The organism is Providencia zhijiangensis (assembly GCF_030315915.2).
In the GTDB taxonomy this organism is placed as follows: domain Bacteria; phylum Pseudomonadota; class Gammaproteobacteria; order Enterobacterales; family Enterobacteriaceae; genus Providencia; species Providencia zhijiangensis.
In genome coordinates this window covers 2,456,995-2,472,363 of sequence record NZ_CP135990.1, presented here as the reverse complement: position 1 = coordinate 2,472,363, position 15,369 = coordinate 2,456,995, and the positions used below count along the sequence as shown (strand labels likewise).

The 15,369-nt window shown below is 43.4% G+C and carries 14 protein-coding genes; 12 read left to right on the top strand and 2 right to left on the bottom strand.

Annotation, left to right across the window (positions count from 1 at the left end; genetic code table 11):
- The first annotated feature begins 275 nt into the window (after window positions 1–275).
- From ndk to rluF, 9 genes are all read left to right on the top strand, one after another.
- Window positions 276–701, top strand: coding sequence for a nucleoside-diphosphate kinase (ndk, locus tag QS795_RS11430; protein WP_006658631.1), 426 nt, complete (start codon window positions 276–278; stop codon window positions 699–701).
- Between the two features lie 225 nt (window positions 702–926).
- Window positions 927–2,072 carry a dual-specificity RNA methyltransferase RlmN gene (rlmN, locus tag QS795_RS11425; protein WP_418055381.1) on the top strand — a complete coding sequence of 382 codons (1,146 nt, stop codon included), beginning with the start codon at window positions 927–929 and terminating at the stop codon, window positions 2,070–2,072.
- A gap of 229 nt (window positions 2,073–2,301) precedes the next feature.
- Window positions 2,302–3,252, top strand: a complete 951-nt coding sequence (rodZ, locus tag QS795_RS11420) for a cytoskeleton protein RodZ (protein ID WP_286268840.1) — start codon at window positions 2,302–2,304, stop codon at window positions 3,250–3,252.
- A gap of 178 nt (window positions 3,253–3,430) precedes the next feature.
- Window positions 3,431–4,552, top strand: coding sequence for a flavodoxin-dependent (E)-4-hydroxy-3-methylbut-2-enyl-diphosphate synthase (gene ispG / locus QS795_RS11415; protein ID WP_286268839.1), 1,122 nt, complete (start codon window positions 3,431–3,433; stop codon window positions 4,550–4,552).
- 213 nt (window positions 4,553–4,765) lie between these two features.
- On the top strand, window positions 4,766–6,043 hold the full coding sequence (gene hisS / locus QS795_RS11410; protein ID WP_286268838.1) for a histidine--tRNA ligase: 1,278 nt from the start codon (window positions 4,766–4,768) through the stop codon (window positions 6,041–6,043).
- 10 nt (window positions 6,044–6,053) lie between these two features.
- Complete coding sequence (locus QS795_RS11405; protein ID WP_181477332.1) at window positions 6,054–6,677, top strand: YfgM family protein; 624 nt, start codon at window positions 6,054–6,056, stop codon at window positions 6,675–6,677.
- Window positions 6,678–6,698: 21 nt separating this feature from the next.
- Window positions 6,699–7,871, top strand: a complete 1,173-nt coding sequence (gene bamB, locus QS795_RS11400; protein WP_154602679.1) for an outer membrane protein assembly factor BamB — start codon at window positions 6,699–6,701, stop codon at window positions 7,869–7,871.
- Between the two features lie 129 nt (window positions 7,872–8,000).
- On the top strand, window positions 8,001–9,479 hold the full coding sequence (gene der / locus QS795_RS11395) for a ribosome biogenesis GTPase Der (protein WP_154602680.1): 1,479 nt from the start codon (window positions 8,001–8,003) through the stop codon (window positions 9,477–9,479).
- A gap of 127 nt (window positions 9,480–9,606) precedes the next feature.
- Window positions 9,607–10,485: a 23S rRNA pseudouridine(2604) synthase RluF gene (gene rluF / locus QS795_RS11390; protein ID WP_286268837.1), complete on the top strand. Its 879-nt coding sequence runs from the start codon at window positions 9,607–9,609 to the stop codon at window positions 10,483–10,485.
- 173 nt (window positions 10,486–10,658) lie between these two features.
- Here the strand turns inward: rluF and QS795_RS11385 are convergent, their stop codons facing one another.
- Window positions 10,659–11,789, bottom strand: coding sequence for a M4 family metallopeptidase (locus tag QS795_RS11385; protein ID WP_154602682.1), 1,131 nt, complete (start codon window positions 11,787–11,789; stop codon window positions 10,659–10,661).
- A 149-nt stretch (window positions 11,790–11,938) separates the two neighbouring features.
- Window positions 11,939–12,862 carry an oxygen-dependent coproporphyrinogen oxidase gene (hemF, locus tag QS795_RS11380; protein ID WP_181477330.1) on the bottom strand — a complete coding sequence of 308 codons (924 nt, stop codon included), beginning with the start codon at window positions 12,860–12,862 and terminating at the stop codon, window positions 11,939–11,941.
- 136 nt (window positions 12,863–12,998) lie between these two features.
- On the opposite strand from hemF, the gene QS795_RS11375 reads away from it, so the two are divergent.
- The 3 genes from QS795_RS11375 (at window position 12,999) to QS795_RS11365 (ending at window position 15,248) form a co-directional block, all read left to right on the top strand.
- The gene (locus QS795_RS11375; protein ID WP_154602716.1) at window positions 12,999–13,430 is read left to right on the top strand and encodes a GNAT family acetyltransferase; all 432 of its coding nucleotides are present in this window, start codon (window positions 12,999–13,001) and stop codon (window positions 13,428–13,430) included.
- Between the two features lie 101 nt (window positions 13,431–13,531).
- Window positions 13,532–14,116, top strand: a complete 585-nt coding sequence (locus QS795_RS11370) for an RpoE-regulated lipoprotein (RefSeq protein ID WP_286268836.1) — start codon at window positions 13,532–13,534, stop codon at window positions 14,114–14,116.
- A gap of 235 nt (window positions 14,117–14,351) precedes the next feature.
- On the top strand, window positions 14,352–15,248 hold the full coding sequence (locus QS795_RS11365; RefSeq protein ID WP_036949519.1) for a Dyp-type peroxidase: 897 nt from the start codon (window positions 14,352–14,354) through the stop codon (window positions 15,246–15,248).
- Window positions 15,249–15,369 lie beyond the last annotated feature (121 nt).

The following is a 15,369-nucleotide window of genomic DNA, read 5'->3' as shown; positions in this document are numbered from 1 at the left end:
TGACTTAATTAAAAATCTAGAATTTTTTGCTATAAAAAGATTAACAAAATGTTGATGTGACTGTAGGAAATTGTAATCCAAGCCCCTATAATCAACGCCCTATTTTTCTGCTTCCTAACATCAGGAATAGAAACAATATAAAAAACTACAACAGGCACATATTCTTGGTTCTTCATATGCCACTCTTGAAATCCTAGTGGAAACATTGGGTTAAATAAGAGAAACAAAGCAGAGAATAAAGAGTAAAAGTCAAGTCAATCGCTAAGAGGTTATTTATGGCTGTTCAACGTACATTTTCTATCATCAAACCAAACGCAGTTAAGAAAAACGTCATCGGTGCAATTTACAACCGTTTTGAAAGCGCAGGCTTCAAAATCGTTGCGGCTAAAATGATGCACCTGACTCGTGAACAAGCTGAAGGCTTTTACGCTGAGCACAAAGGTCGTCCTTTCTTTGATGGTCTGGTTGAATTCATGACTTCTGGTCCAATCATGTTACAAGTGTTAGAAGGCGAAAACGCAATCCAACGTCACCGTGACCTGATGGGCGCAACTAACCCAGACAACGCATTAGCGGGTACTTTACGTGCTGATTACGCAGACAGCTTCACTGAAAACGCAACTCACGGTTCAGATTCAGAAGAGTCTGCTGCACGTGAAATCGCATATTTCTTCGCTGCTGACGAAATCTGCCCACGCTAAGGCGTTCTCAATAATGCATTAGCATTATTGTTATAATATTTGTACAATATGTCGCCCTGTTAATCATTGCGTTAACAGGGTGATTTATTTTTTAGTCGTCCCGACTAATCGCAATCCCAATTTACGTCGTGCTTTTCGCACTGCCGAAAGTGTAATAACGAGGCAAACTCAATGTCTGATATGACTACCAATGCACAATGTGCAACTCCTTCTGCTGTATCTGCTATGCCAGAAAAAAATGGGCAGCTAGAAAAAAGCGGTCAAAAAATTAACCTGCTAGATTTAAACCGCAAGCAGATGCGCGAATTTTTTGCTGAGCTCGGCGAAAAACCGTTCCGTGCAGACCAAGTGATGAAGTGGATTTACCACTATTGCTACGATGATTTCGAGCTAATGACCGATATCAACAAGGTGCTACGCGCGAAATTAACAGAAGTCGCTGAGATCCGAGCACCTGAAGTTGCTGATGAACAACGTTCATCCGATGGCACGATTAAGTGGGCTATCAAAGTTGGCGATCAACTGGTTGAAACGGTGTATATCCCTGAAGCTGATCGCGCAACACTGTGTGTCTCTTCTCAAGTTGGCTGTGCACTGGAATGTAAATTCTGTTCTACCGCGCAGCAAGGTTTTAACCGTAACTTACGTGTTTCCGAAATCATCGGGCAAGTTTGGCGTGCGGCTAAAATCATCGGTTCGCTGAAATCTAGCGGTCGCCGTCCTATCACCAACGTGGTGATGATGGGGATGGGAGAGCCGTTATTGAACTTAAATAACGTGGTTCCTGCGATGGAGATCATGTTAGATGATTTTGGTTTCGGTCTGTCAAAACGCCGCGTGACCATTTCCACTTCAGGTGTTGTTCCTGCACTGGATAAGTTAGGCGATATGATTGATGTCGCACTGGCCATTTCTCTGCATGCGCCAACGGACGATGTGCGTGATGACATCGTACCAATCAATAAGAAATATAATATCGAAACATTCTTAGCTAGCGTAAATCGTTATTTAACGAAATCCAATGCCAATGCGGGACGTGTCACGGTTGAATATGTGATGCTTGATCATATTAACGATAGCGTTGAGCAAGCTCACCAACTTGCGGAATGTTTGAAAAACACACCAAGCAAAATCAACTTGATCCCATGGAACCCGTTCCCAGGAGCGCCATATGGTCGTAGCTCCAACAGCCGTATTGATCGTTTCTCTAAGGTATTGATGGAGTACGGTTTTACGACTATAGTTCGCAAGACTCGTGGTGATGATATTGATGCTGCATGTGGGCAACTGGCAGGGGATGTTATTGATAGAACGAAACGTACCTTGAAAAAACGCCTTGCTGGGGAACCTATCCAGGTAAAATCAGTCTGATATATAGATAATATCTAATCAGTGAGTTAGGTTATAATTCGGGGCGTTTTATGGTTAGGCAAAACGCCCTGGTTCGCCTACAATAGTTAAAGCGGCATATAATATCTATCGTTGTTAAAAACAATGTTATTGGAAACTATGTTGTTGAAAACTATAACGTGCTCAGACGGGTAAAGTGGCATGAAGTCTGCTTTATATTTATTAAACTTGGAAACAGTGTTGCCAGCTAATGACTATCGAAAATAATACCGAACAAACTTCTATCACTGTAGGACAATTATTATCCCGAGCGCGTGAGCGTATGGGACTAACGCAAGAAACGGTTGCGGAGCGACTGTGTCTTAAAGTGAGTACGGTAAAGGAAATAGAACAAGATATTCATCCTACAGGCGTAGAGCCGACATTTTTACGTGGTTATATTCGTCTGTATGCACGAATGGTCGGAATTACTGAAAACGATATTGCCCCATTCTTAAAAAGTGATGTTCCCGCACAGTCTCCCAATGTTTCCCCAATGCAAAGCTACTCATTAGGCAAAAAGCGTAAAAAACGCGAAGGTTGGCTAATGAAATTGACGTGGCTGATCGTCATTGTGCTTATCGCGATGGTGGGTATTTGGTGGTGGCAAGACCATAATGCTCAACAGAAAGACCTATTAACCATGGCGAACCAAAATGAAGCGTTGGTTCAACAAAGTAATAGCGAACCCGTAAATAATATTGCAGTTGATATGCCACTTGTCACTGACAATAGCGCTGCGCAAACCGATCCGCTGGTTGATCCTGCACCTGTATTGGCCGACACTCAACCAGCAACGAATACCGACGCAGAAGGTGTGAGAACGATCCCGCTGCCAAATGCGCCGCAAACAACGCCTTCCGTAGACAGAGCCCAAGCAGATGCTTCTCAAACAACGGATATGCCAGCCGCAACAGGTAATGGTTTAACGTTAAGTTTCTCGGGTCAATGTTGGTTAGAAATTCGTGACGCAAACAATAAAGTTTTATTTAGCGGCATGAAGAATGGCGGCGATAAATTAGAGCTTGATGGTGCACAACCTTATCGTTTAAACATTGGTGCACCAGCCAATGTGACTGTGCAATTCCAAGGTAAAGACGTTGATTTAAGCCGTTTCATCAAAGCAAAACGTTCTGCTAAATTTAAGTTGCCAGAAGCATAAAAAGATTACGAAATTAAAGAAGCAAACTATATCCTAAAACACTCTTTGTGATAGTTTATAGTTTGCTTTCTTGTGTATAGTGAGGCGCGTTAAAGCAATGACCATACACTATGCCATGATATTAAAGAGCGCCATGGTATTAAAATGAGCACATGGATGTTCGGAGAATTAAACAAAAATGCATAACGAATCACCAATCAAAAGACGCAAATCCACCCGTATTTATGTCGGTAATGTTCCTGTTGGCGACGGCGCACCAATCGCTGTTCAATCAATGACCAATACCCGTACAACCGATGTCGAAGCAACTGTTCGCCAAATTAAAGCCCTTGAACGTGTTGGGGTGGATATTGTGCGCGTATCAGTACCTACGATGGATGCCGCAGAAGCCTTTAAATTAATCAAACAGCAAGTTGATGTCCCTCTGGTCGCTGATATTCACTTTGACTACCGTATTGCCCTAAAAGTGGCGGAATACGGTGTTGATTGCCTGCGTATCAACCCGGGAAATATTGGTAGCGAAGAGCGAATTCGCCAAGTAGTTGATTGCGCTCGTCATTACAATATCCCTATTCGTATTGGTGTGAACGGCGGCTCGCTGGAAAAAGATATTCAAGAAAAATACGGTGAACCGACACCTGAAGCATTGGTTGAATCAGCCATGCGCCATGTGGATATTTTGGATAGATTGAACTTTGATCAATTTAAAGTCAGTGTGAAAGCCTCTGATGTATTCCTTGCAGTGGGCTCTTATCGTCTGCTGGCTCAAAAAATTGACCAACCACTTCATCTAGGTATTACTGAAGCGGGCGGTGCGCGCTCAGGTTCCGTGAAATCAGCTATCGGTTTAGGTATGCTGCTCTCTGAAGGTATCGGGGATACATTGCGTATTTCGCTTGCCGCGGATCCAGTCGAAGAAGTGAAAGTGGGCTTCGATATTCTGAAATCACTGCGTATTCGTTCCCGCGGTATTAACTTTATTGCTTGCCCAACATGCTCACGCCAAGAATTTGACGTGATTGGCACGGTGAACGCGTTAGAGCAACGACTTGAAGACATTATCACGCCAATGGATGTGTCTATCATCGGTTGTGTTGTGAATGGTCCTGGTGAAGCTGAAGTGTCTACATTGGGTGTCGCGGGTGCGAAAACCAAGAGTGGATTCTACGAAGATGGTATTCGTCAAAAAGAGCGCTTTGATAATGAGAATATCATTGATCAGCTAGAAGCTAAAATTCGAGCCAAAGCGGCAATGCTAGACGAAAGCATGCGAATAAATGTTAATCAGATAGATAAATAATATTTAGAAACTGGCTCATCATGAGTCAGTTTTTTATTTATCACCGTGATTAGCAGTGTTAATCGCGGTCATTTTTTCTTAAAATTACGCCATAGCGACCAAAATCAACAGATAATTCCCGATTCCACTGTGGATTTGTAGTTTGTTGATTGAACCTGATGACATTTCGCTCTTATAATCGACCTTATGTAATTCTGAAAATAGAGAAATAAAGTGGGAAAAAATATCCAAGCCATCCGAGGCATGAATGACTACTTGCCAGCAGATACTCGAGTGTGGCAAAAAATCGAAGCAACATTGAAAAATATTTTACAGGGTTATGGTTTTAGCGAAATTCGTACCCCGATTGTAGAGCAGACCCCGTTATTTAAACGGGCGATTGGTGAAGTGACTGACGTTGTTGAAAAAGAGATGTATACCTTCAACGACCGTAATGAAGAGAGCCTCACACTGCGCCCAGAAAATACCGCAGGTTGCGTCCGTGCCGGTATTGAGCATGGTTTGCTGTACAATCAGGAACAGCGCTTATGGTATTTAGGGCCAATGTTCCGTTATGAGCGCCCACAGAAAGGCCGTTATCGCCAATTCCATCAGCTAGGTGCTGAAGTTTTTGGTCTGGCTGGCCCTGACATTGATGCGGAAGTGATCTTAATGACCGCGCGCTGGTGGCGTGCGCTTGGGATCAGCGAGCATGTCACGCTGGAGCTCAACTCAATTGGTTCACTAGACGCGCGTGCAAATTATCGTGATGCGCTGGTCGCTTTCCTTGAGCAGCACAAAGATAAGCTGGATGAAGATTGCAAACGTCGTATGTATAGCAATCCTCTGCGCGTACTGGATTCTAAAAACCAAGATGTTCAAGCATTATTAAATGATGCGCCAGCGCTGTTTGACTATCTGGATGCGGAATCTCGCGAACACTTTGATGGTCTGTGCACATTATTAGATAACGCGGGCATTAAGTACCGCGTTAACCAACGCTTAGTGCGTGGTTTAGACTATTATAACCGCACTGTATTTGAGTGGGTGACAACTGCGCTAGGTTCTCAAGGTACGGTCTGTGCGGGTGGTCGTTATGATGGTCTGGTAGAACAATTGGGCGGTCGTGCAACACCTGCAGTTGGCTTTGCAATGGGTATGGAGCGTATGGTTCTGCTGGTTCAAGAAGTGAACCCAGAGTTCACCGCAAATACCTCCGTTGCTGATGTGTATCTGGCTTCTTTTGGTGAAAACAGCCAACAAGCTGCATTGTTAGTTGCAGAAAAAGTGCGTGATGAACTGCCAACTCTGCGTTTAATGACTAACCACGGCGGCGGTAACTTTAAGAAACAGCTCGCGCGTGCCGATAAGCAAGGGGCAAAAATTGCTCTGATCTTAGGCGAGGACGAAATCAATAATAGCCAAGTGACGTTGAAAGATTTACGTACTGGTGAGCAAGAAACTATTTCACAGCAACTAATGGCATCGCGTATCGCCACGCTGTTAGGTTAAGGAGAGACAAGTGGAAGTCTATACAAACGAACAAGATCAAGTTGAAGCGATCAAACGTTTTTTCGCTAACAACGGCGTTGCTTTAGTGGTTGGACTGGTTATTGGTGTCGGTGGTGTGTTTGGTTGGAACTATTGGCAATCACACAAGTCGAATGTGTTGCAAGAAAGTGCAGCAAAATACGAAGCCGTCAATACTCAGTTACGCTCAGGTTCAGCGGAAGGTATTCAAGCTGCACAAAAATTTGCAGCAGAAACTAACGACGTTTACAGTTCAATGACTGGGCTGGAACTGGCGCAAGTTTTTGCTGATAAAGGCGATTTAGCAGGTGCTGAGAAAGCACTGACTGACGCATTAGCGAAAGCAAAAACCGTTGATTTGCAAGATGTGATTAACCTGCGTTTAGCGCGTATCCAACTTGCACTCGGTAATGCGGATGCGGCAATCGCCTCTGTTGCTAAGATCCAAGGTAAGTCATGGCAAGCTACGGCACAGGATGTCCGTGGGGATGCTTTACTCCATAAGGGTGATAAATCCGGCGCTAAAGCTGCATACACTCAGGGGTTAGAAAGTGAAGGTTCTCAATCACTCAGAGGTATTTTGACTCTGAAATTGAACAACGTATCTAATTCATAAGAAGAAAGGAAACGACACACTATGCAGTTGCGCAAAACTCTTTTGGTAGGCCTGGTTGCTTCAGCTTTACTTGCCGGTTGTTCCAGCGAAACTGATTCTATTGTGATGGCGCCATTACCACAGGTTGAGAATCAATTTACACCTTCTATTGTTTGGGATAAATCCGTCGGTAATGGTGTTGAGCAGTTCTATTCTGAACTTTCTCCTGTGTGGGATGGTTCAGCAATTTACGCTGCAGATCGTAAAGGCTTAGTTAAAGCGCTAGAACTTGATAGCGGTAAAGAACTGTGGTCTGTCGATTTATCAAAACGTACTGGTTTTCTTTCTGCCAATTTATCTGCGTTACTGTCTGGTGGCTTGACCATTTCTGATGACAAAATTTTCATCGGTACTGAGCGTGGTACAGTTATTGCGCTAAATAAAGAAAATGGTGAAGTATTGTGGGATGTGGAAGTGGCAGGCGAAGCCTTGTCCAAGCCTGTCGTGAGTGGCGACATGGTGGTTATCCACACGAGCAATGGTCAATTACAAGCACTAGATACAGCGACAGGCGCGATTAAGTGGACAGTGAATATGGATACGCCATCACTGTCATTACGCGGTGAGTCTGCGCCTGCGGTTGCATTCGGAGCGGCTATCGTTGGTGGTGATAACGGTCGAGTGAGTGCAGTCCTGCTATCTCAAGGTCAATTGATTTGGCAACAACGCATCTCTTTAGTCACCAGTTCAACAGAAATTGGTCGTCTGAACGATGTGGATATGACGCCTGTGATTGATGATGGCAAAGTGTACGCGATTGCGTATAACGGCACATTAGCGGCGCTGGACATGCGTTCTGGTCAAATGTTATGGAAGCGTGATTTAGGCTCCATCAATGATATGGTGCTATCGGGCGATACCCTGTATTTAGTTGACCAAACGGACCGTGTGCTAGCTGTTCGTAAGAGTGACGGAGTGACATTATGGACTCAAGATCAGTTACTGAACCGTGGATTATCTGCACCAGAAGTCTATAACGGCTATATTGTTGTAGGTGACAAAGAAGGTTATCTGCACTGGTTAGATACCAGCACAGGTGGCTTTGTGGCTCAAAATAAATTGAACAGTTCAGGGATCCACAGTCGCCCAGTGATTGCGAGTGATAAACTGATGGTTCAGACAAGAAACGGAACAGTTTACCTGTTAACACGTTAATTTTCTGACAAGCAGACAATTTATCGATAAAATAAACGGTTCCTGAATACAGGGGCCGTTTCGTTTTTTTGTTTTCTGAGTTTAGCCTCAGAATTCTATTAGTTAATTAAAGTTGTGAGGCACTGAAGAATGATACCCGTCGTAGCGCTGGTTGGGCGTCCAAACGTAGGAAAATCCACGTTATTTAACCGATTAACCCGTACCCGTGACGCACTTGTAGCGGACTTTCCCGGTCTGACCCGTGATCGTAAATATGGTCGTGCAGAAGTTGAAGGGCACGAATTTATTATTATCGACACTGGTGGTATCGATGGTACAGAAGAGGGCGTAGAAACCCATATGGCGGCTCAGTCGCTTCAAGCGATTGAGGAAGCGGACGTTGTTCTCTTCATGGTAGATGCAAGAGCAGGTTTAATGCCCGCTGATGAAGGCATCGCTAAGCACTTACGTAGCCGCAAGAAAAAAACGTATTTAGTTGCCAACAAAACTGATGGTATTGATGCCAATATTGTTGTTGGTGATTTCTATTCACTGGGTCTTGGGGAAATTTATCCTATTGCTGCTTCTCATGGTCGCGGTGTCACTCAGTTAATTGAGCACTCTTTAAAACCTTTTATTGAGGTTGAAGACGAAGAAGTCGAGCTCACTGATGAAGAGGCTAACGCGGCCTACTGGGCTGAGATGGAAGCGGAAGGTGAGTTCTCAGAAGACGAAGAAGATGATTTCGACCCAAGCACGTTACCTATCAAACTGGCTATCGTAGGGCGCCCAAATGTGGGCAAATCCACCCTGACTAACCGTATTCTCGGTGAAGACCGCGTGGTCGTCTTTGATATGCCGGGCACCACCCGTGACAGTATTTATATCCCAATGGAGCGTGATGAGCGTGAATATATTCTCATCGATACCGCTGGGGTGCGTAAGCGCGGTAAAGTGACTGAAACTGTAGAAAAATTCTCAGTGATCAAAACTCTACAAGCAATCGAAGATGCTAACGTCGTCTTACTGGTTATCGATGCTCGCGAAGGTATCTCTGACCAAGATTTATCGTTACTAGGATTCATTTTGAACGCAGGCCGTTCATTAGTTATTGCAGTGAATAAATGGGATGGCATGAAGCCGGAAGATCGCGAGCATGTCAAAGATATGCTGGAACTGCGTCTTGGCTTTGTAGATTTTGCCCGTATTCACTTTATCTCTGCGCTACATGGTAGCGGAGTGGGTAACTTGTTTGAATCTGTGCAAGAAGCGTATGAATCAGCGACTCGTCGTGTTGGTACTGCACTGTTAACACGTATTATGAAAATGGCGGAAGATGAACATCAGCCACCATTGATCCGTGGTCGCCGTGTGAAGATGAAATATGCACACGCGGGGGGGCATAACCCACCAATCGTTGTGATCCACGGTAACCAAGTTTCTGATTTACCAGATAGCTATAAACGTTATTTAATGAACTATTTCCGTCGTTCATTAAATGTAATGGGAACGCCAATTCGTATTCTGTTTAAAGAGGGTGAAAACCCATATGCAGATAAGAAAAATAAACTGACGCCAACCCAGTTACGTAAACGTAAACGTCTGATGCAGCACTTGAAAAAACGTTAATCGCCAACTGTTAGCGCGATAAACAGACTAAAGCCGTAACCCGATTAGGTTGTTACGGCTTTTTACTATTATTTGTTAGCTCGCCACAGCCCTAAAATTTAAGTTGTTTTAATGACTGAGGAAAACCATGGAAATCAATTCAACCACACGCCTGAATAAATACATTAGTGAGAGCGGTATCTGCTCTAGACGTGAGGCTGATCGTTATATCGAGCAAGGCAATGTGTTCATTAACGGTAAACGCGCAGGCATTGGCGACCAAGTTTCTGCTGGAGACGTGGTGAAGGTCAATGGGCAGTTAATTGAGCCACGCAACGAAGAAGATTTAGTCTTGATAGCGTTGAACAAACCTGTTGGGATTGTCAGTACCACCGAAAGTGGCGAAAAAGATAATATTGTGGACTATGTGAATCACAGTACCCGTATTTTCCCAATCGGTCGTTTAGATAAAGATTCCCAAGGTTTGATCTTCCTGACGAACCACGGCGACTTAGTGAATAAAATCTTACGTGCAGGTAATGATCACGAAAAAGAGTATATCGTCACAGTCAATAAGCCAGTGACCGATGAATTCATTCGTGGCATGGGCGCGGGAGTGCCAATTCTCGGTACCATGACGAAGAAATGTAAAGTCAAAAAAGAGGCGCCGTTTGTTTTCCGTATTACACTGGTTCAAGGTTTAAACCGTCAAATTCGTCGTATGACTGAACATTTTGGTTACGAAGTCACGAAATTAGAACGCGTGCGGATCATGAATGTGAGGCTCACGGGCATTCCTGTGGGCGAGTGGCGCGACTTAACCGATGATGAGCTTATCGAGCTGTTTAATTTGATTGAAAAATCAGAGTCCGATGTTAAACCTAAAAAAGCGGCGAAGCCTCAAGCACGTAGCGGTAGCGGGAAAACAACGGGAAAACAAGGCGCGGGCAGACAAAAGCCGAAAGCAAATGCGGAACCGCCGAAAAAGAAATTTACCCAGCCAGGACGTAAAAAGAAAAAACGTTAATTGGGTAAATGACGAAATAAAAGATATTGAAGTGAGAAAAGGCTGAGGATGAGTTACCAAAAACTCGAGTGTACTTGGCCTTTTTTATTATGATTTTAGATCAACGGGTTAGATAAAAGTCAGCCTCTCTGTGGGCCGACAATGGTGTAAAAATCACAAATTGCACTTCATTTTTATTGAACTTGTAGCCCAACATCTAGCCAGCTTTGGCGTGTTGCCAATTCAATTTGATCACCAAACAGTTTTTTCGCTGAACGAATTGTTGCTTGTGCAAATTCAATAAATGTCGCAGTATTCGAGACGCTTGGATCCGATACCGCTGCAACCCAGATTTTCCCTGCTATTTCCCACGAATAGCCACCTAATTTTGTTGCCAGCAAATAGAAGGCTTTGTTTGGAATACCTGAGTTAATATGCACACCACCATTATCAACATAGCGAGGTAAATCGCGATATTGGTCCATATGTCCCACTTGTGGGTCATTATTTGATTTAGTGAAATAGTAAGCGGTACCAGGCTCTTTCATTGAGCGTAATGCGGGCCCCTTTCTCTTATCAATGAATAAATTCTCACCCAGCAACCAGTTAGATTGTGTCGCAGTTTGTTTTAGAACATATTGTTTCGCCATGATGCCTAAAACGTCAGCCACCGATTCATTTAACGCACCAGATTGATCGACATAGTCAAAATCAGCTTGTGAACTAATGTATCCATGAGCAAGTTCATGAGCGATTATGTCAATATCGTTGTAGAACGGGCCAAAAACAGTTCCATCACCATCCCCAAAGAAAATAGCTTGAGAATTCCAAAATGCATTGGAGTAGTTTTTGTCATAATGGATAACCGCATTGATATCAGCATCACAACCAAACATTTGGTCAATATTGAGTTTCTCCTTGAGGAATGAACGGATCAGTCCAATAGCTGCGAACACGCGATGTGCCGGTACAGTCGGCGCCACCTTATCCTCTTCTCGCATAATAACGGCGAAATCATTATGTGCCATATGCTCATCAGCAGGCATTTCTTCGCGACGGCAAATAGGTAAGCTGGAGTGGTTGTGAGTGTAATTTTCTACACGTTGTTGAGCATCACGGATCACTCGGTTGTAGGTACCACCAGTGATATTACAAGCGTTAGCCAATAATTGACGTTGATAGCTCGCATCTTCCTCAGTGTAAGTGCGGCTCATAATATCATTGATATGAAATAGGGTTGATTTCAAATCATTGCATTGGCTTTCTTGATAGAAGTGAGAGATTAAGCTAGGTGATAATAGTGAACGACCAAGTATCTGATTCATTTATAACTCCATTTTGTTTGACGAAATGGAATCATAAACGGTTGTGATTTTATTGTAACTACATGATAATTAAGCAATTAAATCAATATCTGCTAATTTTTATTATGAAAATCAGCAGATAGAAATCTGATTAATTACAAAAGTTTGTATTATTTATTGTGTGTGAGCCAATCTTTACCGGTGATCAAAAAATCGGTATACAGCTTAGCTTCTGGGCTACCCGCTTCTGGGTGATAGTCATATTCCCAACGTACTAATGGTGGCATAGACATCAAGATGGACTCTGTGCGCCCACCACTTTGCAAGCCAAATAGTGTGCCTCTATCCCAGACAAGGTTAAATTCCACATAGCGTCCACGACGATAAAGCTGGAATTGGCGTTCTCGTTCACCCCATGGGATCTCTCGACGTTTTTCGACAATCGGTACATAGGCTTGTAAAAAGCCATTGCCGACATCTTGAGTGAATGCAAAGCAAGACTCAAAGTCCCATTGGTTGAGGTCATCGTAGAATAATCCGCCGATGCCACGGGGCTCATTGCGATGTTTTAAGAAGAAATAGTCATCGCACCACTGCTTGAATTTAGGGTAAACCTCTGTTCCATAAGGGGTGCAAAGTTCATTGGCGACGGTATGCCAATGGACTGCATCCTCTTCAAATCCATAATAGGGGGTTAAATCGAAACCACCACCAAACCACCATACAGGATCGGCACCTTCTTTTTCAGCAATGAAAAAGCGCACATTGGCATGTGTAGTCGGTATATAAGGGTTGAGAGGGTGGATAACTAATGAAACGCCCATGGCTTGGTAGCTACGTCCTGCTAATTCCGGGCGATGTGCTGTCGCTGAAGCGGGCATTTTTTCACCTTTAATATGTGAAAAATTCACGCCGGCTTGTTCAAAAAGTGCGCCTTGGGTTAAGACTCGGCTGCGTCCACCGCCACCTTCAGTGCGTTCCCAAGTTTGTTCAAGGAAGGTTTCTTTGCCATCTAATTCTGTGATTTTTTGGCAGATGGTATCTTGCAAGCTTTGCAAATAGGCTTTTACGCGTTCAATATCTGGGTAATTCATTGTTTTTTAATAAAACCGTCGGGAGAAATAAATTGGGTAAAGTATACCCCGTTGAGGTAAAAAAGGCATATTGATTATTGATTGTGTATCAAAAGCAGTGATAATGGCAGACAGTTTAGCTCAAACGGACAAGATGATGGAAATACGCATATTTCGCCAAAATGATTATGAAGAAGTGCTTACATTGTGGGAACGTTGCCAATTGAATGAAATTTCAGGTGATCCTGAATTAGATATTGAACGTAAACTACAATGCGGCGCCGATCTTTTCCTTGTCGCCGAGGTATCGGGTGAAGTGGTCGGAACCATTATGGGGGGCTACGATGGAATTCGTGGTACCGCTGTGTATTTAGCCGTTCATCCTGAATTTCGCGGGCGCGGTATTGCTAATGCGTTAGTGAGTCGTTTAGAGAAAAAATTGATAGCCCGTGGTTGTGGCAGAATTGAATTGTTGGTCAGCGAAGAGTCTGACTCGGCAATCTGCATGTTTGAAAAAATGTTATATGAAGAAGAGCAAGCTGAGCGTTTGATCTATTCGAAAAGATTGACTCACGAAGTGGATTTCTAAACTGCCAGTGATTATTTTCTTGAAGGTTTAGCAAATAGCGTGAATCTTTTATGAAATGAACGGTCTCAGTATGCATTATATGACCCGCTAAAGAGGATGATATGTCCCAAAACGCATTCGTAACCTTATTTAAAGTTTCTCTACTCGGTGGCGCGGTGATGCTATCGGGTTGTGCTGGTAAAAGCCTATTCTCACCATCCACATGGTTTCATAGCCCTCTGATGATTTCAGAAGCCGGCGTGGGGGCAATCACAAGTTTGACCCCAATGGATCGTGATGTGATTAACAATCAACTGGATGACCGCTATGTAGTACGTGGTGGTATGCAGCTTGAAAATGGTGAAATGGTTTCTGTGTTTCAAGCTATGAAAGATTTAGACGTTGAAGTCGAAGTCTTTGGCCCTGAAAAAGGCACGGTATCTCGTATTGTCGTGAATGATCCTGATATGCTCACTGAATGGGATACCCAAATTGGTACTGAGTTTAGTGACATTTACCAGAAGGCTTACGGCTCATGCTCCTTAGGGGAAGCGGTTGATAATGTGCCGACGGTACTGTGTGTTGCACCGCAAAGTAGCAAAGTGGTTTATAAATTTAGCGGGAAATGGCAAGGTCCAGAGAATTTAATGCCTGCGGATGAAGTGTTGAAAACATGGAAAGTGTCGCAAATTATTTGGCATAAATAAGTTCTTAGCTAAGATTTTGGACGAAAGGCCGTAAGTTATTCGATTTAATAGGCAATAACTTACGGTTCTAATCTACTGATAATATTCCTATTTATCCTTTTCTCTCGTCAGACCCTTCTGATATTGTCTAGACTGACCAACTCTTGCGTTAAAACAAGGTGAAAATCATTATTAATGCGATAAACTAATTTAAAGTATAGGTTTGTGTAATTTATTCATTCTAAGGGGTTTATGCATGTCTCATTCCCAAAGTGGTATTTTGAAGGAACATAGTCGTTTTGGTATTTTTATTGAAGCCATGGTGACCGGATCGCTCGAAGAGGTGAAATCAGGGTGCAAGATTTTTGTTGATGAATTAACCAAACTACAAGCAAAATTCCCTGATGATCGTCTTGGTGCCGTGATTGCATTTGGTTCAGATGTTTGGAAGCAGCTCGGACACTCCGCCGTTTCACCAGAATTAAAGCCATTTCGTACGCTCGGCAAAGGGCTAGCGCCGGCAACTCAGCGCGATATGTTTATTCATATTCAGTCATTACGTCATGACATTAACTTTTCTCTGGCGCAAGCCGCGCTAAAAGCATTTGGTTCATCCATTGAAGTGGTTGAAGAAATTCATGGTTTCCGTTGGGTTGAAGATAGAGATTTAAGCGGTTTCATTGATGGTACAGAAAACCCTCAAGGCGAAGAAATTGCTGAAGTGACGTTGATTAATCAAGGCGATGACATTGGTGGCAGCTATGTCATGGTACAGCGCTATGAGCATGACCTAAAAAAATGGTCTCGTTTCTCTGAACATGAACAAGAGAAAATGATTGGTCGTACTAAACACGATAGCGTTGAATTAGACGAAGATGCACGTAATAAAACTTCTCACGTTTCTCGCGTAGTGATTGAAGAAGAAGGGGAAGAACTCTCTGTTATGCGCCATAGCTTGCCATACGGCACGGCAAGCGGTAAACACGGTTTGTTCTTTATTGCCTACTGCGCAACGATCCATAATATTGAACAGCAATTACTGAGCATGTTTGGTGAAACTGATGGTAAATATGATGACCTGCTGCGCATGACTAAAGCCGTTTCTGGCAGCTATTACTACGCGCCATCAATTGAAAGATTATTATCCCTATAATCTTATCGTGACAATTCAAGCTGTCGCGGATAGCGGCAGCTTGAATGAACCTTCCTCATTGTATTAACTTCTTCAATTTCCTCTGAATTTTATGGCTTATTGCTATAACCTCTTTGTTATT

Coding starts and splice junctions, on each gene's coding strand:
- QS795_RS11365 (WP_036949519.1), top strand. CDS start 14,352: ATGTCTCATTCCCAAAGTGGTATTTTGAAGGAACATAGTCGTTTTGGT.
- ispG (WP_286268839.1), top strand. CDS start 3,431: ATGCATAACGAATCACCAATCAAAAGACGCAAATCCACCCGTATTTAT.
- QS795_RS11385 (WP_154602682.1), bottom strand. CDS start 11,789: ATGAATCAGATACTTGGTCGTTCACTATTATCACCTAGCTTAATCTCT.
- rodZ (WP_286268840.1), top strand. CDS start 2,302: ATGACTATCGAAAATAATACCGAACAAACTTCTATCACTGTAGGACAA.
- rluF (WP_286268837.1), top strand. CDS start 9,607: ATGGAAATCAATTCAACCACACGCCTGAATAAATACATTAGTGAGAGC.
- rlmN (WP_418055381.1), top strand. CDS start 927: ATGCCAGAAAAAAATGGGCAGCTAGAAAAAAGCGGTCAAAAAATTAAC.
- hemF (WP_181477330.1), bottom strand. CDS start 12,862: ATGAATTACCCAGATATTGAACGCGTAAAAGCCTATTTGCAAAGCTTG.
- bamB (WP_154602679.1), top strand. CDS start 6,699: ATGCAGTTGCGCAAAACTCTTTTGGTAGGCCTGGTTGCTTCAGCTTTA.
- QS795_RS11370 (WP_286268836.1), top strand. CDS start 13,532: ATGTCCCAAAACGCATTCGTAACCTTATTTAAAGTTTCTCTACTCGGT.
- ndk (WP_006658631.1), top strand. CDS start 276: ATGGCTGTTCAACGTACATTTTCTATCATCAAACCAAACGCAGTTAAG.
- QS795_RS11375 (WP_154602716.1), top strand. CDS start 12,999: ATGGAAATACGCATATTTCGCCAAAATGATTATGAAGAAGTGCTTACA.
- der (WP_154602680.1), top strand. CDS start 8,001: ATGATACCCGTCGTAGCGCTGGTTGGGCGTCCAAACGTAGGAAAATCC.